Below are 20,073 nucleotides of genomic sequence, written 5' to 3'. Positions count from 1 at the left end.
CCACGAGGGGCTGTCCAGGTTCGAGGAGGAACCGCCATGAGGAGATCCGCGCGCGTCAGCGTCGCCGCGTTGGCCATCACCACGTTCGCACTGGCCGCCTGCGGCCGGAGCGACACCCCGGCCGCCGAGGACGCCAGTGCAGCACCCGTCGCCACCGGCGACGTCAGCGGCACCGTCACCGTCTGGGCCATGGGGACCGAGGGCCAGGCACTGGGAGAGTTCGCGAAGAAGTTCACCGAGGAGAACCCGGACGTGACCATCGACGTCACGGCCATCCCCTGGGACGCGGCCCACGACAAGATCGCCACGGCCATCGCGGCCGACGAGACCCCGGACGTCTCGATGATCGGGACCACCTGGATGGGCGAGTTCGCCACCAGCGGGGGCCTCGACCCGACGCCGGACGTCGTCGACAAGTCCACGTTCTTCGACGGCGCGTGGAGCTCCACCGAGGTCGGCGGCACCTCGTACGCCGTGCCGTGGTACGTCGAGACGCGCGTGATCTACGTGGACACCGCGCTCGCGGAGAAGGCCGGCGTCTCCCCGACCCCCGCCACGTGGGACGACCTCATGACGACGTCCAAGGGCATGCAGTCCGCGGGCGCGCAGTGGGGCATCAACCTGCAGCCCGGGCAGACCGGCGCCTGGCAGACGTTCATGCCGTTCGCGTGGCAGGCCGGGGCGGAGATCATGAACGCGGACCAGACCGAGTTCACGTTCGACAGCCCCGAGTTCGTCAAGGCGCTCACGTACTACCAGTCGTTCTTCACCGACGGCGTGGCCCCCAAGGAGCTGCCCGACGGGACGCTGGAGCCCGACTTCGTCGCCGGCAAGATCGGCGCGTTCTCCTCGGGCCCGTGGCACATCGGGATCCTCAACGACACCGGCGGCGAGGGGTTCATGGACAGCGTGACCCTCGCGCCCATGCCCAAGGACGTCAAGCAGGCGTCGTTCATCGGCGGCAGCAACCTCGCCGTGTTCAAGGGCTCCGAGAACCGCGACGCGGCCTGGAAGTTCGTGCAGTGGCTGAGCCAGCCGGACGTCCAGGCGGAGTGGTACACGACGACGAGCGACCTGCCCGCCGTGCAGTCCGCGTGGGACTCGGGCGACCTTGCCTCCGACCCGGCGCTCAAGGTGTTCGGCGACCAGATGACGACCGCGATGGCGCCCCCGTCGATCCCGACGTGGGAGCAGATCTCGAGCGTCATCGACACCGAGCTGGAGAAGGTCTGCAAGTCGGGCATGGACCCGGCCGAGGCCGCGAAGGCGATCCAGCAGCAGGCCGAGTCGATCGGCACGGGGCTCTGACGTCATGACCACGACCCTGACCTCCGGGCCGGGCGTGGTGCCCGCGGGGGCGGCCGACCAGGCCGCCCCCCGGGTCCGGCGCTCGTCGCCCCTGCGTCGTCGGCGCAGCATCGCCGCGTGGGGCATGGCCGCACCGTTCGTGCTGCTGTTCCTCGTGTTCACCGCGTGGCCGGTGCTCTCGTCGCTCTTCATGAGCGTCACCGACATCAAGAGCCGCGACCTGAAGAACCCCTTCGCGGTCAACTTCGTCGGCCTCGAGAACTTCTCCACCGTGCTGACCGACCCGACGTTCCAGAAGGCCGCGTTCAACACCCTGTACTTCGTCGTCGTCGGCGTCCCGCTGACCATCCTCGTGGCGCTCGCCATCGCGATCGCGCTGAACACCGGCATCACCAAGCTGTCGGGGTTCTTCCGGATCGGCTACTACATGCCCGTCGTCACGTCGATCGTGGCCGTGGCGGTCGTGTGGCGGTTCCTGCTGCGGCCCGAGAACGGCCTCGTCAACGAGGTGCTCAGCTGGGTCGGCATCACCGGCCCGGACTGGTTGGGCAGCACCACGTGGGCGATGCCGTCCCTGATCGCCATGTCCGTGTGGCGCTCGCTCGGCACCCTCGTCGTGATCTTCCTGGCCGGGCTGCAGTCGGTGCCCAAGGCCCTGCACGAGGCCGCGGCCCTGGACGGCGCCAACGCGTGGCAGCGGCTGCGCCGGATCACGATCCCGACGATCCGCCCGACCATGCTGTTCGCGGGCGTGATCACCGGCATCGGCTTCCTGCAGTTCTTCGAGGAGCCGTTCGTGATGACCCAGGGCGGGCCGCTGAACAGCACGCTCTCGGTCGCCTACCTCGTCTACAACACGTTCGGGTTCGGCAACTACGGCGTCGCGGCCGCCATGAGCTACGTGCTGTTCGCCGCGGTCGTCGTCCTCACGATCGTGCAGTTCAGGGTGCTGGGCGATCGCGACGACGCGACCGGCTCGAAGCGCCGCTGGTTCCGCCGCCCGGGAGGTGCGTCCGCATGACCGCCGCCACCATCGCGAAGCCCGGCACGCCGCCCGACGGCAAGCCGCGCGGCACCGAGGGCTCGCACATCGGCGAGCCGCAGGCCCGGCCCTGGCTCTACGTCGTGCTCGGCATCGGCCTCGTGCTCGTCGTCACGCCGTTCGTCTGGATGCTGCTCGGCTCGTTCATGACCGAGGGTGAGCTGCGCGCGAACCCGCCCACCTGGTTCCCGCACAACCCGACGCTCGACAACTTCCGCGAGCTGTTCACCGTGCTCGACTTCCCGCAGTACTTCACCAACTCGACCGTCGTCGCGATCGTCGTGACGCTGGGCAACCTGGTGTTCTGCTCGATGCTCGGGTACGCGTTCGCCAAGATCGACTTCTGGGGCCGGAAGTGGCTGTTCCGCCTGGTGCTGGCCACGCTGATGATCCCCGGGATGGTCACGCTGGTCCCGCTGTTCGTGCTGGTCAGCAACCTCGGCCTGGTCAACACCTACTTCGGGCTGATCCTGCCGTTCCTGGCCGGGCCGTTCGGCGTGTTCCTCATGCGGCAGTTCATGCAGGGCATCCCCGACGAGCTCATCGACGCCGCGCGCGTCGACGGCGCCGGGGAGCTGCGGATCTTCGCTCGGGTGGTCATGCCGCTGTGCAAGCCGGCGCTGGCCACGCTCGCGATCCTCACGTTCCTCGGGTCCTGGAACAACTTCCTGTGGCCGCTGGTGGTCTCCAGCACCGAGGACATGTACACGCTGCCCGTCGCGCTCGCCCTGGTGAGCGTCGGGCAGAACTCCACCCAGTACGGCCTGCTCCTCGCCGGCGCCATGGTCATCGTCGTCCCGATCCTGATCGTGTTCTTCGCGCTCCAGAAGCACTTCGTCCAGGGCCTGGCCACCACCGGCCTCAAATCATGAAGGGCTCACTGATGAGACTCCGACCCCTCGCGGCTGCAGCAGCGGCCGCCGCACTCCTGGTCACCGGCGCGACGACCGCGTCCGCCGGCTGGCGCCACCACGACGACGGCGCCCTCACCCAACACGACCGGGCCGACCTCCGTCGCTGGGCCGACGACACCTGGACCTCCTTCGTCGCCATGACGGACGAGACCACCGGGCTGCCGGCCGACAACATCGAGGCGTCGCTCGACCCCGCCACCCGGTCGGGCTACACCTCGCCGACGAACATCGGCGCCTACATGTGGTCCACGGTGTCGGCCGAGGAGCTCGGGATCATCGGCAAGCGCGAGGCCAAGCAGCGCCTGAAGCAGACGCTGACCACGCTCGCGACGATGGAGCGCCACGAGCCGAGCGGGATGTTCTACAACTGGTACGACGAGCACACCGGCGCCAAGCTCACCGCGTTCCCCAGCGGCGACACGGTGTACCCGTTCCTGTCGACCGTGGACAACGGCTGGTTCGCGGCCGCGCTCATGGTGGTCCGCACCGCCGAGCCGTCGCTGCGCAAGCAGGTCGACGTGCTGCTGGACCCGATGAACTTCGCAGCGTTCTACGACGCGAACCAGTTCGGCGGCACCAGGCCCGGCATGATGCGCGGCGGCTTCTGGGCCGACCCGCCCAACGTGGAGACCGACCCGGGCACGGTGGCGGGGACGCCGGTGTACTTCACCAAGAACCACTACGACATCACCAACTCCGAGCCGCGGATCGCCAGCTACATCGGCATCGCGCGCGGCCAGATCCCGCCCGCGCACTACTTCGCGACGAACCGCACGTTCCCGGCCAGCTGTGACTGGTCGTGGCTCGAGCAGCGGCCGGTCGGCGTGACGCGGACCTACGAGGGCATCGACGTGTTCGAGGGCGCCTTCACCTACCGCGGCATGCACATCGTGCCGACGTGGGGCGGCGACATGTTCGAGGAGCTCATGCCCGACCTGCTGGTGCCCGAGTCCACCTGGGCGCCCAAGAGCTGGGGCGTCAACCACCCGCTCGCCGTCCGTGCGCAGATCGAGCACGGCCTCGACGAAGCCGGCTACGGGTACTGGGGCTTCTCGCCGGCCAGCGACCCGTTCGCGGAGTACAACGTCTACGGCGTCGACGCCATCGGCATGAGCCCCGAGGGCTACCCGTCCGACCGCGAGGCGACCAACGTCGACGCCGGCTACGACGGCTGCCGCCCGGCCACCAACCCGACGCCGACCTTCGGCGACGGCGTCGTGACCCCGCACGCCTCGTTCCTCGCGCTGCCGTACGCGCCCCGTGAGGCCGTCGACAACCTGCGCAACATCGAGACGACGCTCGGCGCGTACGGGGCCGGGGGGTTCTACGACTCCGTCGCCGTGCGCTCGAACACGCAGGCGAAGCGCTACCTCTCGCTCGACCAGGGCATGGTCCTGGGCGCGGTGGGCAACCTGCTCGGGAACGACGTGCTGCACCGCTCGTTCGGGACGCGCGACGTGGAGAGGGTCCTGCGACCGCTCATCGGCCAGGAGGAGTTCAGCGCGGGGGTGATCAAGTGACCGGCGCGCGCACGGACTGGGAGGCCCGGATCGGGCGTCGGTCGGACACGGTGGCCGCCGGGGAGATCCCGGTGCTCGCCCCGCCGTCGGGCGTGTACGCGGCGCCGGGCGTCGGCCAGGTGACCCTCCACTGGGACCCGGTGGACGGCGCCGTCGGCTACCAGGTCCTCCGGGACGGGGTCCCGCTGGACCACCAGGGCGGCGACGTCCTCGCGGTGCCGCACGGGCCGTACGCGGACACCACCGGCGAGCCCGGGGTGCCCTACCGGTACTCGGTCGCCACGGTGACCGACGTCGACGTCACGGGCCCCGGGGGCGACGAGGTGGTCGCGGCCTCGCTGCCGGCCGGCCAGCCGGCCGGGGTCGAGGTGCTGGTCGACCTGTCCGAGGTCGTCCGCGAGCTGCCCCGGCCCTGGCGGCCCATGATCGGCTCGGAGCACCTCAGCCTGCTGCTGAGCGACGAGACGGTGGGCGGCCAGAGCATCGCGGCCGACCTGACGAGCGCGCTGCGCGCTGCGCACGACGAGCTCGGCGTCGCGACGGTGCGGGCGCACGCGATCCTGTGCGACGACCTCGGCGTCTACCGCGAGGTGGGCGGCGAGCCGGTGCACGACTTCTCGGGCGTCGACGCGACGTACGACGCGCTGCTCGCGCTGGGCCTGCGGCCCGTCGTCGAGCTGTCGTACATGCCCCGGGACCTCGCGTCCGACCCCGGCGTCACGGTGTTCGACTACGCCGCGATCGTGTCCCCGCCGAAGGACTGGGAGCGTTGGGCGTCGTTGATCACGGCGCTCACCCAGCACCTGGTCGATCGCTACGGGCTCGACGAGGTCCGGTCGCGCTGGTCGTTCGAGGTCTGGAACGAGCCCAACCTCGAGGTGTTCTGGTCGGGCACGCGCGAGGAGTTCTGGCGGCTCTACGACGTGACGGTCCGCGCGGTGCGGGAGGTCGACGACGAGCTGGTCGTCGGCGGCCCTTCCACGGCCGCCGCGGGCTGGGTCGACGGGCTGCTCGAGCACGTCGCCTCGTCGGGAGCACCCGTCGACTTCGTGTCCACCCACACGTACGGCAACGCGCCGCTGGACCTGCGGGCGACGCTCGCGCGGCACGGCCGTGAGGACGCCGAGATCTGGTGGACCGAGTGGGGCGTCAGCCCGACGCACTTCGGCAACGCCAACGACGGCGTGTTCTCCGCGGCCTTCCTGGCGCGCGGGATGCGCTCCGCGGCGGGGCGGATCCACGCCCTGTCGTACTGGGTGGTCTCGGACCAGTTCGAGGAGCTCGGCCGCCCGCCGCGGCTGCTGCACGGCGGGTTCGGGCTGCGCACGGTCGGGGAGCTGCGCAAGCCCCGCTGGTGGGCGCTGTGGCTGCTCGAGCGGCTGGGCCGCGACGAGGTCGCGGCCACCGTCACCGGCGACGGCGCGGACAGCCTGGTCGAGGCGTGGGCGTCGCGGGACGGGGACGACGTCGGCAGGGTCGCGATCGCGCTCTGGAACGGCACGCTCGACCAGACCAAGGTCGACGGCTCCGCGGACCTCGCCCGCACCGCGCGTCTCGTCCTCGACGGGGTGCCCGACGGCCCGTGGGTCGTCCGGGAGTCGCGGGTCGACGCGGACCACTCGAACATCGCGGCCCTCTGGTCGTCCATGTCGGGCGGCGCCGACTGGCCCACCGACGAGCAGTGGTCCGCGCTGCGGGCTGCGGACCGGCTCGCGGTGACCGAGCGGCCGTGGGACGGGACCGACCTGATCGTCGAGCTCCCGAGCCCGTCGATCGTGCTGGTCGAGCTGGTCCGGCCGGCTTGATCTCTCGCACGGCGGTCGTCTACCAGGTCTACGTCCGGTCCTTCCTGGACGCGGACGGCGACGGCGTCGGTGACCTGGCGGGTCTGACCGCCGGTCTCGACGCCGTCGCCCGCCTGGGCGTCGACGCGGTGTGGCTGACCCCCGTGTACCGCTCGCCGCAGGCCGATCACGGGTACGACGTGGCCGACCACCGCGACATCGACCCGCTGTTCGGGGACCTCGCGACGTTCGACGCGTTCGTCGCCGCGGCTCACGGGCGCGGGCTCGGCGTGGTCATGGACCTGGTGCCCAACCACGTGTCCGACCAGCACCCGTGGTTCGTCGCGGCGCGGGCCGGCGGTCCGGAGCGCGCGCTGTTCCACGTGCGGTCCGAGCCGACGGGGTGGCGGTCCATGTTCGGCGGGTCCGCGTGGTCGCGCCTGCCGGACGGGTCGTTCTACCTGCACCTGTTCGCGCCTGAGCAGCCGGACCTGAACTGGTCCCACCCGGACGTGCAGGCGGACTTCGCCGAGACCCTGAGGTTCTGGCTGGCGCGCGGGGTGGACGGGTTCCGCGTGGACGTCGCGGGCGGGCTGGCCAAGGACCCGCTGTACGCCGAGGCTCGCCGGGACGCCGTGCACCCCCACTGGGACCGGCCCGAGGTGCACGAGATCTACCGCTCGTGGCGCGGGGTCCTCGGCCCCTCGGTGCTCGCGGTGGCCGAGGCCTGGGGTCCGCCCGACCGGACGGCGGCGTTCGCGCGGCCCGACGAGCTGGGCCAGGCCTTCGCGTTCGACATCCTGCGGACGCCGTGGTCGGCCGCGGCGCTGCGGAGGACGGTCGACGCCCAGCTGGCCGCCCACCGCGCCGTCGGAGCCCTGCCCGCGTGGGTGGCGGGCAACCATGACATCGCCCGGGTGGCCACCCGCCTCGGCCCGCAGCGCGCGCTCGCCCTGCACCTGTTCCTGCTCGCGCTGCCCGGCGCGTTCTACCTCTACGCCGGCGACGAGCTGGGACTGCCCGACGCCGTCGTGCCGCCCGAGGCGTGGCAGGACCCGCAGTCGCTGCGGTCCGGCGGCCGGCTGTCCAACCGGGACGGTGCCCGGGTGCCGCTGCCCTGGACCTCGGGGCCCGGCCTCGGGTTCACCACGGGCACGCCGTGGCTGCCGGTGCCGCCGTCGTGGGGCGCGTACGCGCGCGACCGGCAGGAGGCCGACCCCACCTCGACCTGGTCGGTCCTGCACCGGGCCCTGGCGGCCCGGTCGGCGCTGTGGACGTCGGAGGACCTGGTCTGGCAGGACGCGCCGCGCGGGGTGCTGGTCGGCCGCCGCGGCGAGGCCGTCGTGGTGCTCAACGCGTCGTCGCGCCCGTGGCCGCTCGCGCGGCTGACCGGCGGGACCGTGGTCGCCCGGAGCGACCCGCGCGCCGACCCCGCCGTCGTGTCGCCGTCGGAGTGCGTCTGGCTGCGAGAGATCGTCACCCCGTAGAGACGTGTCTGCGCACGTCAGGGACCGGTAACTTTCGCAGGGTGACATCACGGGGGGCACTGGCGGCACTACTGCTCGTGCTCGCGCTCGCCGGCTGCACGAGCGGGCACGCCGAGCCGCCCGCCTCCCCCCGCCCGACCGCGACCCCGACCGTGCCGGCGGCACCCCCGGTGAACCCGGACGACCCGGCCGTCGTGCGGGCGACCGGGGTCCCGCTGACCTCCGGGCTCGTGACCGTGATCGTCGCGGCGCCGGCCCTCGGCGTGACCCCGGACGTCGACAGCTCCGCCCGCCTCACCGTGCCGGGCGGCGAAGCGCGGCTCGCGGCGCCGGAGGGCATGACGATCACGGCGCTCGCCGACGGCTCGGGCGTCGTGCGCGACGGCGCCGGCGCGTTCGTCGCCGGCCTGACCACCGAGCCGTGGGGCGTCCACCTCGAGCAGGTCGGTCCCGACGTGGTCCGGCTCACCACCGACGACGCCGGACCCGCGGGCGCCTGGTTCACGTCCGTGGTCGTCGACAGCGCCACCTGGGGCCAGGCCGAGGGCGGGACGTCGCTGGCGGTCACCCCGAGCGGCTGGGCCCGCGCCGGCAGCCTCGCCGCGCAGGAGGGTCTCTGGGCGCAGGTCGTCGCGCAGGCTCCCGACGCCGACGCCCCGGGGATGCAGGCCCAGCTCGAGTGCCACGAGCTGGGCGCCCCCGACAAGGAGACCTGGAACCTCGAGCCGTGGCGGCCCGAGGTGGACGCCCTCGAGATGATCAAGGACCGCTGCAACCCGGAGTGACGACGTCCCCGACGGGCCGACCGGCGTCCGGAACACTGGGGGCGACGAGGGGCAGGGGCTCCTCCCGGCACGGAGGTGCGGCATGTCCGGACAGGCGACCACCCCGCAGAAGGAGAGCGCGTTCGCCGCGTTCCTCAAGCGCCGCTGGCTCGCGATCCTCATCGTCGTCGTCGCGGCCGTCATCATCGCGGCGAACCGCGACGAGGTCGAGTTCAGCATCGTGTTCACGCACTTCGCGATGCCGCTCTGGGTCATCCTCGCCGTGACCTTCGTGCTGGGCGCGATCGTCGGCTGGATCGCCAAGACCCGGCGGGCGAGCCGCAAGGGCTGATCCTCGCGGCGCCGACGTGCCCGCTGCTACGGTCCGCGCATGCCCCGGAACCCGACGCTCCGCGCGGCCGGGGCAGCCGCCCTCGTCGCGGCGCTCGGGTGGCTGCTCAGCGGCGTCGTGCGCGCGACCGTGTCGGGGTCGACCGTCGGCTCCGGTGCGCTGGTCGAGCTCCTGGTCCCCTCGACCGGCGGCTCCCTCGTCCACACGAGCGTGCCGCGGCTGGTGCTCGCCGGGCTCGTCGGGACGCTCGTCGCCGGCGGCGTCACCGGCGCGGCGGCGTTCACCGCGCTCCGCACGGGCGGGGCCGGCCGGGCCGCCGTCGTGCTCGCGTGCTGGTGCGCCACCGTGCTCGGGTCGGTCGCCGGCCAGCTGGTCAGCGGCGTGCTCGTGCAGGCCAGCCCCGTGATCGGCTACGACCTGCCGTCCGCGCTGTGGACCGGGCCGTACTGGGGCGCGCTCGTCGGCTGGGTGGTCGGCCTGGTCGTCGTCGCCGTCCTGCGCCGGTCGGGGACCACCCTGCCCTCCCCCGAGCCCGCCCGGGCCCAGGCCGCGGCCGTAGCCGCCGGGTTCGCCGCCGGCGTCGGCTGGGCGCTCGTCGGACTGCTGCACCGCGGCGCGCCGCCCTCGAGGCTGCTGTCGATCGTCCTGTCCAACTCGTCGACCGACTACCTCGAGGCTCCCGGCGCCGCGCCGGTCGTCGCGTACGTCCTGGCCACGGTGGTCGTCGGCGTCGTCGCCGCCCTCGTCACGCGGCTCGCGGCACGCTCCGTGGACCTCGGTCCGGGCCGGGCGGCGTTCATCCTGGCCGCCTGGCTCGGGGTGGTGCTCGCCGCGTCGGCCGGCCCGGTGGTCACCGCGCTCGGCTACGTGGTCGGCACCGGCGACGACTGGTCGCTCGGCCTCGTGCTCAACGTGCTGGCCGCGACCCTGCCGACGAACGCGCTGTGGGGGCTCCTGTACGGCTGGCTCGTCGCGCTCGCCGCCCTCGCCGTGCTGCTGCGCGTGAACCCGACGCCGACCCCGGCGGCCGAGCCCCACCAGCCGGCTCATCGCGCGCCCTGAAAGTGGCTCGGCCCGCCTCCCGCGGGGTACGCGGGGAGACGGGCCGAGCACCGTCCGGCTCCGGGGGGTGGGCCGACGGTCAGCGCGCCGGGTGTGGGCGCGCGGTCTGCGGGTCAGCGCTTGTGCTTCTCCGGGACGGGGGCGTCGCCGGATGCGCGCTGCGCCCGGTAGTAGGCCCGGGCCTCGTCCTGCCGGGCCTGCTCGGCACCGGACGCGATCGGGGCGCGCAGGTGGGCCTGCTCGTACCCGAACGCGTCGACCAGGCTCTGCGCGTGCGGGCGCAGCCGGGCCAGCAGCCGGTCGATGTACGACGTCACCGTGCGGGCGCGGCCGGCGGACAGGCGACCGTTGAGCAGGTACCAGGTGAGGTTCCGCTCGACGACCGTGAGCCCGAACAGGTCGCGCACCCACGTGAGGATCTGCTTGGTGCCCGGGTCCGTCACGCGCTCGAGGGCCGCGGTGAACGACTCCCACTGGACCAGCTCGGCGTGCGCGCGCGCCGCCTCGATCAGCTCGTGCTGGTGCGCGTTGAACAGCGCCGCGGCCGTCGCCGGGTCGGCTTTCTGGGCCGGGCGCAGCGCCTGCGCGACCTCGGCGACCATCGTCTCGACCCGGTCGACCAGCAGCTCGCGCTGGGTCGACGTCTCGCGCAGCTGACCGGCCGAGCGGCGGGGGTCCCCCACGTCGGCGATCGTCTGCACCGCCCGGTGCAGCGGCGTGCGGTACCGGGCGGCGTCGGACGCGCGCTCGGCCACCATGCGCGCGACCTTCGTCGCGTCCAGGTGCTTGAAGCCCTTGGCGTAGTCCGCGAGCAGGCGCTTGCCGACGAGCTGCAGCAGGACCGTGTTGTCGCCCTCGAACGTCGCGTAGACGTCCATGTCGGCGCGCAGGCTGGTGAGCCGGTTCTCGGCGAGGAAGCCCGCGCCGCCGCACGCCTCGCGCGCCACCTGCAGGGTGGTCAGCGCGTGCCAGGTGGACGCCGGCTTGAGGGCCGCCGCCAGCGTCTCGAGGTCCTCGCGGGTCTCCGGGGTGTCGTTGCGGCCCGAGAAGACGTCGTCGAACGCGGCGAGCAGGTCCTCGTGCGCGAACCCGGCGGCGTACGTCTCTGCCAGCAGCGGGAGCAGGCGGCGCTGGTGCTCGGCGTAGTCGAGGATGACGACCTCGTCCGTCGGCGACGCGGCGTTGAACTGCCGGCGCTGGTTGCCGTACGTGATCGCGATGGTCAGGCCCACGCGGGCGGCCGTGACGGCGGCCCCGTCGAGCGAGACGCGGCCCTGGACCAGCGTGCCGAGCATGGTGAAGAACCGGCGGCCCGGGCTCGCGATGGGCGACGAGTAGGTGCCGTCCTCGGCGACGTCGCCGTACCGGTTGAGGAGGTTGGTCCGCGGGATCCGCACGTGGTCGAACCAGAGCCGCCCGTTGTCGATGCCGTTGAGGCCGCCCTTGAGACCGTCGTCCTCGCCGCCCACTCCGGGCAGGAACTCCAGGGTGTCGGCGTCGCGGATGGGCACGTAGAACGCGTGCACCCCGTGGTCGGTCCCGGCCGTGATCAACCGGGCGAAGACGGCCGCGGCCGTGCCGTGCTGGCCAGCGTTGCCCAGGTAGTCCTTCCATGCCGCGCGGAACGGCGTGTGGATGACGAACTCCTGCGTGGCCGGGTCGTACGTCGCGGTGGTGCCGATGGCGGCGACGTCGGAGCCGTGGCCCGTCTCCGTCATCGCGAAGGCGCCGGGGACCTTGACCGAGAGGGCGTCGGCGAGGAGCTCGTCGTGGTTGCGCTCGGTGCCCAGGTGGTAGATGGCCGAGGCGAACAGGCCCCACTGCACGCCCGACTTGATCTGCAGCGACGGGTCCGCGTGCGTGAGCTCCTCGAACCGGGCGAGGAAGCCGCCGTGGTCCTCGGCGCCGCCGAAGCGCTCAGGGAACGAACGGTGCACGTCCCCCTCGGCTGCGAGCAGGCGGAGCTGGCCCAGGACGCGCTCGCGGTGCTCGGCGAGCGTCTGGCCCTCGATCCGGTGGAACCGCTCGTCCGCCATCAGGGTGCGGGCCGCGAGACGCAGCTCCGGGTAGTGCCCGAGCAGGACCTTGTGCAGGTGCGCGATGTCGACGTTGGTGACGTCGGCGTCGAGCCGCGGGTCACCGGAGTCCGGCGCCTCGACCGTGGGGCGGGGTGTGGTGGTGGTCATCGGGGCTCCTCCGGGGCGTACGTCAGGTCCGAGGTGGGGTCAGGGGTGGTGCGGTGACGGTCACGGGCGAGCAGCCCGACGGGTCCGGCCCAGAGCCAGGCGGCGACCTGGGCGGTGATCTCCTCGCGGTCCGGGCTGTCGGGCTCGTCGCGGTGGGCCAGCCACCACTCGCCGGAGCCGCGGACGAAGCCCACCGCGCCGGCGGCCCAGGACTCGGCCAGCGCGACCCGCGCCCGCAGCGGGGCGTCGTCGTCGTGGTCGTCGGAACCCTCGGGCCGACGCGCGGTGCGCCGACCGTCCGCGTGCTCCTCGGTCAGGCCGCGGGCGAACGGGGCGGCGACGAGGGCGGTCACTGAGTCGAGGAAGTGGCCCAGCGGCCCGCCGGACTCGACCGAGCCGTTGCGCGTCACGAACGCGTAGACGTTGGGCGACGACTCGATCATCTCGAGGTAGACCGCGACCATGGCCCGCAGGCCGTCCCGCGGGGTCGGCGCGATCCGCAGGACGCCCTCGAGCGCCCCCTGGATCTGGAGCACGACGGCCTCGGCGACCGCGATCTGCAGGCCGGTCTTGTCCGCGAAGTAGCGGTAGACGATCGACTTCGAGGTGCCCGCGGCGGCCGCGATCTCCTCCATCGACACGTCGGGTCCGCGGTGGTGCACGGTGCGGCGGGCGATGCGGACCAGCTCGGCGCGACGGGCCTCGCGGTGGTCGGCCCAGCGGGTGGACCGGCCGTCGGCGGCGAAGGCATCCTGAGGAGGACGGCGGCTGACGGGGGGCGCGGGAAGGGTCGGTCGCGCACGACCGACCTCGGTGTTCAGCAGGGTGAGGGCCGTCGCCTTCGACGGGCCCGGCGTGACAGGGCTCACGAGACCGAAGGTATCAGGTACTGTGGGTTTCGGACACCACGTCAGTTCGAGCGCATCCGCTCGGGCCCCCCGACGCTCAGCGACGATGCTCAGTGACATGCGAGAGGAACGCCCCATGGCCCCCTCCAAGGCCCGCACCACCCCCACCGTCCGGCCCGCCTACGTGCTCGGCGGGAACCGCATCCCCTTCGCCCGCGCCGGCGGCCCGTACGTCCGCGCCAGCAACCAGGACATGCTCACCGCGGCGATCGACGGCCTCGTCGCCCGGTACGGGCTGCAGGGCGAGCGCATCGGCGAGGTCGCCGCGGGTGCCGTGCTCAAGCACAGCAAGGACTTCAACCTCACGCGCGAGGCCGTGCTCGGGTCGGCGCTCTCGGCCGAGACCCCCGCGTACGACGTCCAGCAGGCCTGCGCGACCGGCCTCGAGACCGTCGTCTCGCTGAGCAACAAGATCCGCCTGGGCCAGCTCGAGTCGGCCATCGCCGGCGGCGTGGACTCCACGTCGGACGCCCCCATCGCGGTGAGCAACCGCCTGCGTCGCGCGCTGCTCGATCTGTCGCGCGCGCGCAGCACGAAGCAGAAGCTGGCGGCGATCGCCCAGATCCGCCCGAAGGACCTCGCGCCGTCGGCCCCGAACACCGGCGAGCCGCGCACGCACCTGTCGATGGGCGAGCACCAGGCGCTGACCACCGCCCAGTGGGGCATCACGCAGGCCGCGCAGGACGAGGTCGCGCTGGCCAGCCACCAGAACCTGGCCGCCGCGTACGACTCCGGCTTCTTCGACGACCTGGTCACCCCGTTCCGCGGACTCACCCGCGACGCCAACCTGCGCGCCGACTCGTCCCTGGAGAAGCTGGCGAAGCTCAAGCCGGCGTTCGGGCTCGGCCTGGACACCCCCGCGACGATGACGGCGGGCAACTCGACGCCCCTGTCCGACGGGGCGTCCACGGTGCTGCTCGGCTCGGCGGACTGGGCGGCCGCGCACGACCTGGTGCCGCTCGCGTCCGTGGTCGACGCCGAGGCCGGGGCGGTCGACTTCGTGCACGGGGACGACGGCCTGCTCATGGCCCCCGCGTTCGCGGTGCCGCGGCTGCTCGCGCGCAACGGCCTGACGCTGGCCGACCTGGACTACATCGAGATCCACGAGGCCTTCGCCGCGACCGTGCTGACGACGCTCGCCGCGTGGGAGTCCGAGGAGTTCGGCCGCACGCGGCTCGGGCTCGACGGGGCGTTCGGCACCGTCGACCGGTCGAGGCTCAACGTGCACGGCTCGTCGCTGGCGGCGGGCCACCCGTTCGCCGCGACCGGCGGCCGGATCATCGCGACCATCAGCAAGGAGCTGCACCGCCGCAAGGTGGAGTCGGGATCCGACAAGCCGGTCCGCGCGCTCGTGTCCGTCTGCGCAGCCGGCGGGCTGGGCCTCACCGCGATCCTCGAGGCGGCCTGACCATGACCGACACGTACCTCAACCTCGTGAACAGCGGCGTCACCAAGAAGCTGGCCAAGCAGCTGGGGCTTCCGCAGCCGGCACCGCTGCGCCGGTACGAGCCGGGCCGTCCGCTGATCGACGGCGCCGTGCTCGTCCTCGGGCGAGGCGGCGAGTCCGACGCGCTGTCCCGGTACCTGTCGACCGACTGGGACCTCGACGTGCACCGGACCGCCACGCCCGGCACCCGGTACGTCGCCGTCGTCCTCGCGCTCACCGAGCTCACGCACCCCGACCAGCTGGCCGAGCCGGTCCTGGCCGCGGGCGCGGTGCTCAAGTCGCTGCCGCGCGGCGCCCGGGTGGTCACGGTCTCGCGGGCCGCGGGTGCCGACGACGCCCCGGCGGTCGCGGCCGCCCGGCAGGGCGTGGACGGCCTGCTCCGCTCGCTGGCCAAGGAGCTGCGCGGCGGGTCGACCGGCAACGGGATCGTCGTCGCCGACGGCGTGCCCGTCACCGCGCCGTCGGTCGTCGGCGCCCTGCGGTTCTTCCTGTCGACGAAGTCCGCGTTCGTGGACGGGCAGCTGCTGGCGGTCGACTCCTCCGCGGGGTCGCTCCCGGAGGACTGGGAGAAGCCGCTGGCCGGCCGCGTCGCGGTCGTCACCGGCGCCGCGCGCGGCATCGGCGCCTCGATCGCCGACACGCTGGCCCGCGACGGCGCCACAGTCGTCGCGGTCGACGTGCCGGCGGCCGGCGAGCAGCTGGTCGCCGTGGCCAACCGCGTGCGGGGGACCGCGCTGCAGCTCGACGTCACCGCGCCGGACGCCGGCGAGCGCCTGCTGGAGCACGCGCTGCAGCGGCACGGGCGGCTGGACATCGTCGTGCACAACGCCGGGATCACGCGCGACAAGCTGCTGGCCAACATGTCCTCGGACAAGTGGGACTCGGTCCTCGCCGTGAACATCGCGTCGCAGCTGCGGATCAACGAGGCCCTGCTGACGTCGGGCGACTTCACCGATGCGCCGCGCATCGTGTCGCTGGCGTCGACGTCGGGCATCGCCGGCAACCGCGGGCAGACCAACTACGCCGCGTCGAAGGGCGGGGTCATCGGCATGGTCCGCGCGACCGCGCCGCTGCTCGCGGCGTTCGGCGGCACGGCCAACGCGGTGGCTCCCGGGTTCATCGAGACCGAGATGACGGCGCGCATCCCCGCTCTCACGCGGCAGGTCGCGCGCCGGCTCAACTCGCTGCAGCAGGGCGGCCAGCCGGTCGACGTCGCCGAGACCGTGGCGTTCCTCGCGTCGCCCGCCGCGGGAGGCATCGTCGGACGCGTGCTGCGCGTGTGCGGCCAGAACATGGTGGGCCAGTGACGACGACCGTCGTCCTGCCGGGGGTGCCGCGGCTCGGCGGGCTGTACGCCCGCGGGGCCGGGCTCGCCGTGGCGCATCGGGTGCGGTCCGGGCCGTCGACCCTGCCGTCCGTGGAGTACGTGGTCCGCGGGGTGCGCGCGTCCTCGGAGCACCTCACGGAGTACCAGCACCTGCTCGGCGAGTCGGCCTCGGACCAGCTGCCCGCCGGCTTCGTTCACGTGCTCGCGTTCCCCGTGGCCACCGCGCTCATGGTCCGGTCGGACTTCCCGCTGTCGCTCGTCGGCCTCGTGCACCTGGCCAACCGGGTCACGCAGAGGCGGCCGCTGACGCTCGGCGACGCGCTCGACATCCGCGCCTCGGCCGCCGACCTGCGCCCGCACCGGTCGGGCACGCAGGTCGACCTCGTCACCGAGGTGTCGGTGGACGGAGCGCTCGCGTGGCGCGGCGTCTCCACGTACCTGGCGCGCGGGGTGTTCCTGGCCGGGTCCGTCGACGACTCGTCGGAACCCTTCGCACCGCCCACCCCGACCGGCCGCTGGACGCTCGACGGCGACGTCGGTCGGCGGTACGCGGCGGTGTCGGGCGACCGCAACCCGATCCACCTCTCGGCGCTGTCCGCCAAGGCGCTCGGCTTCCCCCGCGCCATCGCGCACGGCATGTACACGGCCTCGCGGGCGCTCGCCGACGTCGGCGCCGGCCGCGGGGACGCGTTCGACTGGTCGGTCGAGTTCGTCAAGCCGGTGCTGCTGCCGGGGACGGTGACCGTGCGGGTGGCGGGCGCCCCGGCCGACGGGTTCACGTTCGCCGGCTGGGACGCCCGCTCCGGCAAGCCGCACCTGACGGGAACGGTCACCCGGCTGCGCTGAGCGCGCCGCCTCCGGCCGGTTCTTGACCGGAGGCAGCGGCTGGCCTCAGAGGTCGATCGGGCGCAGGACGAACGTGATCGCGTGCGCGATCTGCACGTTGCCCTTGTTGAGGTCGAGCTTGCCCGGGATCAGGAACGGGTTGAGGTCGTTGCGGTCCTGGTCGCGCAGCTGCACGAGGCCGAACCTCTTCGAGAGGACGTTGACCTTGAACGTGCCGCCCTGGGCGGTAGTGAGGACGGCGTTGTCCGAGGCCAGCGCGGTGGCGGAGTCGATCGTCGCGCCCGGGACCACGTGGTAGAGCAGCACCTGCTCGATGGCGTCGATGCCGACCGCCCCCGCGAGCGCCGTGAGGACCTCCTGCTCGCTGCCGTACCAGCGGTGGGTCAGGTCCTTGGCCAGCAGCTGGAACGCGCGGTCCGTCGGCAGGAACGCCGTGAGCGGGACCGTGCCGTCGGCGAGCACCGCGACCGGGCTCGACGGCTTCGCGGCCAGGACCGCGCCGACCGCCTGGTCGAGGATGTCGAAGTCCCGCCAGTTGTGGTCGAACGTGTCGCCGTCCGACGCCAGCAGCGCCGCCAGGCTGGACGTGCCGGTGGGTGGGGCCTCGGCGCTCGCGGCGGGCGCGAGGGCGAGCCCCCCGCCGGCGACGACACCGGCGGCGACCAGGACGGAGAGCGTGCGACGGATCCTCATGGTGGGCTCCTGCGGACGACGGTCGCGGCCGACGCCCCTGCGCCGCGCCGCGCGGGCACCGGAAGGCGCCCTGTCCCCTCTTCGCCCGACCCCCGGCCCCCGGATGCACCCGGCCGCGGCGAGGTCGTGAGTCTGCGACGAAGTCGTGCGTTGCAGCTCGCGACTTCGTCTCGAACTCACGACCTCGCGGGCGGATCCGGCCGGTGGTCCCCGAGAGCCGGGTCGACCTTCTCGCGACGGGATCCGGCGCCCGGCGTCTCGGTCGGGTCAGGGGCGCTGTGCGGGATCGGTGTCCTTCGCGCCGGCGAACACCGCCGACGCGACGATGGCGAAGGCGATGCCCCACGCGGTGAGGCCGGCGGAGATGCAGACGGCGCCGACCGCGACGAACAGCGCCGTCTGCGCGGCGACCCGCGGCCCGCGTCGGAGGCGGTGTGCCGATGCCGGCGCCATCCATCGCGCCCAGATCCCGATCGCCACCACGCAGAACCCGACCGCGAGCGCGATCGAGGCGAGGGTGCTCGATCCGAGCCGCCAGCCAGCCACCGCCAGCAGAGCGATCATCGCGAGCTCGCAAACGAACGCGAGCACGCCGAGCACCCCGATGCGCGGGACGACGGGCAGCTGCTCGGGCTCGGTCACCGGCCCATTCTCCCCATCGTCGCCCGATCCGATCGCGAGAACGTCACTTCGCCGGGAGAACGGCACCTCGAAGTGACGTTCTGGCGGCGAAGTGACGTTCTCGGTCGGGCGGGCCGGGGGGTGGCAGGGCGGCGGTCAGTCGTCCAGGGCCGGGCCGCAGGCGGCTGCGGCTGTCGCGGCCAGGTGGTCCAGGCCGTGCACGGCGAGCAGCGGGCGCGTGTCGTCGACGACCGCCCAGCAGCCGTCGACCACCTCGTACCGGACGGCCGGACCTGACGCGAGGTACGCGGTGAGCGCCTCGACCAGGCGGTCGACGGCCTCGCTCGTCGTCCCGACGCCCACCGACGCGCGGATGGCGCCGCCCGACGCGCCGAGGTGCGCGAGCAGCGGGTGCGCGCAGAAGCGGCCGTCGCGGACGCCGATGCCGTGCTCGGCGGCGAGGTACGCGGCGACCAGGCCCGGGTCGTGACCCGGCACGGTGAACGTGAGGACGCCGACCGGCGCCGCGGAGTCCGGCCAGATGCGCGCGATCTCGACACCGTCGATGCCCGAGAGCCCCTCGACGAGCCGCGCCCGCAGCGCCTCCTCGTGCGCGGCGAGGGCGCCGGCGGGGAGGGCCGCCAGCTGGTCGCACGCCTCGGCCAGGGCGATCGCGCCGAGCACGTTCGGCGAGCCCGCCTCGTGCCGCGCCGGCGCCGGCTGCCAGACCGTCCGATCGGTCCGCACGTCGCGCACCGCACCTCCCCCTGCGAGGTACGGCGTGCCCGTGTCGAGCCAGTCGCGGCGGCCGACGAGGGCCCCCGCGCCGAACGGTGCGTACGTCTTGTGGCCCGAGAAGGCGACGTAGTCGGCGTCCGTCGACGTCAGCGAGAAGCCCCGGTGCGGGACCAGCTGCGCGCCGTCGACCGCGACCCGGGCGCCCTCGGCGTGGGCGAGTGCGACGACCTCGTCGATCGGCAGCGCCTCCCCCGTCACGTTGGAGGCGCCCGTGACGGTGACCAGGGCGTACGGCTGCCGGGCGAGCTCGGCGCGCAGGGCATCGAGGGTCGCGGCCACGGTGTCGCGGATGGGCAGGATCGTCGTGCGGTTGCCGTGCCGCTCGGACGACTGCACCCAGGGCAGCAGGTTGGCGTGGTGCTCGACGTCCAGCACCAGCACCCGACCGCCGGACGGCACGACGCCGGCCAGCAGGTTGAGGGAGTCCGTGGTGTTGCGCGTGATGATCGCGACGTCGTCGGGACGCGCGTCGACGAACCGCGCGATCGTCTGCCGCGCGGACTCGTACAGCGCGGTGGACACCTGCGACAGGTACCCGGCGCCGCGGTGCACGGAGGCGTAGAGCGGCAGCACCTCGGTCACGCGCGCCGCGACAGCCTCGAGCGCGGGCGCGCTGGCGGCGTAGTCGAGGTTGGCGTACACGCGCTGGGTGCCGTCCACGAGCGGGACGGTGGTGGTGCCGCCGACGACGGGGAGCAGCGCACCCACGACGTCGACGGAAGCACACGAGGTGCGCTCGGCGATGATGGTCATGGTGGTCCTCCGACACGTTCCGGGGGGACACCCTCGACAGGTGGGACCCCGCGCTTGCCGAACCCCGGACGGGGCGCGGCCAGGTCGTCACCCGGGGCACCCCACCGCGGAGGAGGGTTGCCGGCCAGCGAGCCGGGGCTTGACGCTGGCGCTCATGACCTGCAACGAGGGTCGCGGCAGCCCGCGGCACCTGTCAACGCACCGCGCGGTTCGTCTCGCCTGACGGGACACCGTGTCCACCAGTTGGTTCGGACCTGCCGA

At 73.4% G+C, this 20,073-nt stretch carries 17 protein-coding genes and 1 riboswitch; of the genes, 12 read left to right on the top strand and 5 right to left on the bottom strand.

Annotated features, from left to right (window positions below):
• The first annotated feature begins 36 nt into the window (after positions 1–36).
• From AC1DT4_RS07800 to AC1DT4_RS07760, 9 genes are all read left to right on the top strand, one after another.
• Positions 37–1,308, top strand: a complete 1,272-nt coding sequence (locus tag AC1DT4_RS07800; protein ID WP_477089213.1) for a sugar ABC transporter substrate-binding protein — start codon at positions 37–39, stop codon at positions 1,306–1,308.
• Positions 1,309–1,312: 4 nt separating this feature from the next.
• Positions 1,313–2,329: a carbohydrate ABC transporter permease gene (locus AC1DT4_RS07795; RefSeq protein ID WP_477089212.1), complete on the top strand. Its 1,017-nt coding sequence runs from the start codon at positions 1,313–1,315 to the stop codon at positions 2,327–2,329.
• A complete protein-coding gene (locus AC1DT4_RS07790) occupies positions 2,326–3,222 on the top strand; it encodes a carbohydrate ABC transporter permease (RefSeq protein WP_477089211.1) in 897 nt (298 codons plus the stop codon). The genes AC1DT4_RS07795 and AC1DT4_RS07790 overlap by 4 nt, the downstream gene beginning before the upstream one ends.
• Before the next feature lie 11 nt (positions 3,223–3,233).
• Positions 3,234–4,784: a glucoamylase family protein gene (locus tag AC1DT4_RS07785; RefSeq protein ID WP_477089210.1), complete on the top strand. Its 1,551-nt coding sequence runs from the start codon at positions 3,234–3,236 to the stop codon at positions 4,782–4,784.
• A complete protein-coding gene (locus tag AC1DT4_RS07780) occupies positions 4,781–6,589 on the top strand; it encodes a GH39 family glycosyl hydrolase (RefSeq protein ID WP_477089209.1) in 1,809 nt (602 codons plus the stop codon). The genes AC1DT4_RS07785 and AC1DT4_RS07780 overlap by 4 nt, the downstream gene beginning before the upstream one ends.
• Positions 6,586–8,055: an alpha-amylase family glycosyl hydrolase gene (locus tag AC1DT4_RS07775; RefSeq protein WP_477089208.1), complete on the top strand. Its 1,470-nt coding sequence runs from the start codon at positions 6,586–6,588 to the stop codon at positions 8,053–8,055. Before AC1DT4_RS07780 ends, AC1DT4_RS07775 begins: the two co-directional genes overlap by 4 nt.
• Positions 8,056–8,096: 41 nt before the next feature.
• Positions 8,097–8,840, top strand: a complete 744-nt coding sequence (locus AC1DT4_RS07770) for a DUF2599 domain-containing protein (protein WP_477089207.1) — start codon at positions 8,097–8,099, stop codon at positions 8,838–8,840.
• An 82-nt stretch (positions 8,841–8,922) separates the two neighbouring features.
• Entirely contained in the window at positions 8,923–9,171 is a 249-nt protein-coding gene (locus tag AC1DT4_RS07765; protein ID WP_477089206.1) for a LapA family protein, read from the top strand.
• Between the two features lie 39 nt (positions 9,172–9,210).
• Positions 9,211–10,233 carry a hypothetical protein gene (locus AC1DT4_RS07760; protein WP_477089205.1) on the top strand — a complete coding sequence of 341 codons (1,023 nt, stop codon included), beginning with the start codon at positions 9,211–9,213 and terminating at the stop codon, positions 10,231–10,233.
• 113 nt (positions 10,234–10,346) lie between these two features.
• Here the strand turns inward: AC1DT4_RS07760 and AC1DT4_RS07755 are convergent, their stop codons facing one another.
• Positions 10,347–12,419: an acyl-CoA dehydrogenase family protein gene (locus tag AC1DT4_RS07755; RefSeq protein ID WP_477089204.1), complete on the bottom strand. Its 2,073-nt coding sequence runs from the start codon at positions 12,417–12,419 to the stop codon at positions 10,347–10,349.
• Entirely contained in the window at positions 12,416–13,288 is an 873-nt protein-coding gene (locus tag AC1DT4_RS07750) for a TetR/AcrR family transcriptional regulator (RefSeq protein WP_477089203.1), read from the bottom strand. The genes AC1DT4_RS07755 and AC1DT4_RS07750 overlap by 4 nt, the downstream gene beginning before the upstream one ends.
• A 115-nt stretch (positions 13,289–13,403) precedes the next feature.
• On the opposite strand from AC1DT4_RS07750, the gene AC1DT4_RS07745 reads away from it, so the two are divergent.
• Genes AC1DT4_RS07745 through AC1DT4_RS07735 form a run of 3 tightly spaced genes read left to right on the top strand, consistent with a single transcriptional unit; the run spans position 13,404 to position 16,947 of the window.
• Positions 13,404–14,735 carry an acetyl-CoA C-acetyltransferase gene (locus tag AC1DT4_RS07745; RefSeq protein ID WP_477089202.1) on the top strand — a complete coding sequence of 444 codons (1,332 nt, stop codon included), beginning with the start codon at positions 13,404–13,406 and terminating at the stop codon, positions 14,733–14,735.
• Positions 14,736–14,737: 2 nt separating this feature from the next.
• Positions 14,738–16,081 (top strand): 3-oxoacyl-ACP reductase, encoded by a 1,344-nt coding sequence (locus AC1DT4_RS07740; RefSeq protein WP_477089201.1) that lies wholly within the window; start codon positions 14,738–14,740, stop codon positions 16,079–16,081.
• Positions 16,078–16,947, top strand: coding sequence for a MaoC family dehydratase (locus AC1DT4_RS07735; protein ID WP_477089200.1), 870 nt, complete (start codon positions 16,078–16,080; stop codon positions 16,945–16,947). The genes AC1DT4_RS07740 and AC1DT4_RS07735 overlap by 4 nt, the downstream gene beginning before the upstream one ends.
• 45 nt (positions 16,948–16,992) lie before the next feature.
• On the opposite strand, the gene AC1DT4_RS07730 is transcribed toward AC1DT4_RS07735, so the two are convergent.
• From AC1DT4_RS07730 to AC1DT4_RS07720, 3 genes are all read right to left on the bottom strand, one after another.
• The gene (locus AC1DT4_RS07730) at positions 16,993–17,640 is read right to left on the bottom strand and encodes a fasciclin domain-containing protein (protein WP_477089199.1); all 648 of its coding nucleotides are present in this window, start codon (positions 17,638–17,640) and stop codon (positions 16,993–16,995) included.
• A 267-nt stretch (positions 17,641–17,907) separates the two neighbouring features.
• The gene (locus AC1DT4_RS07725) at positions 17,908–18,282 is read right to left on the bottom strand and encodes a YrdB family protein (RefSeq protein WP_477089198.1); all 375 of its coding nucleotides are present in this window, start codon (positions 18,280–18,282) and stop codon (positions 17,908–17,910) included.
• A 135-nt stretch (positions 18,283–18,417) separates the two neighbouring features.
• A complete protein-coding gene (locus AC1DT4_RS07720) occupies positions 18,418–19,812 on the bottom strand; it encodes an aminotransferase class V-fold PLP-dependent enzyme (protein ID WP_477089197.1) in 1,395 nt (464 codons plus the stop codon).
• Between the two features lie 45 nt (positions 19,813–19,857).
• Positions 19,858–19,972, bottom strand: a riboswitch (SAM riboswitch).
• Positions 19,973–20,073: the final 101 nt, after the last annotated feature.

The organism is Cellulomonas sp. P4_D11, from assembly GCF_056401915.1.
This window is presented reverse-complemented; position numbering and strand designations above follow the sequence as displayed.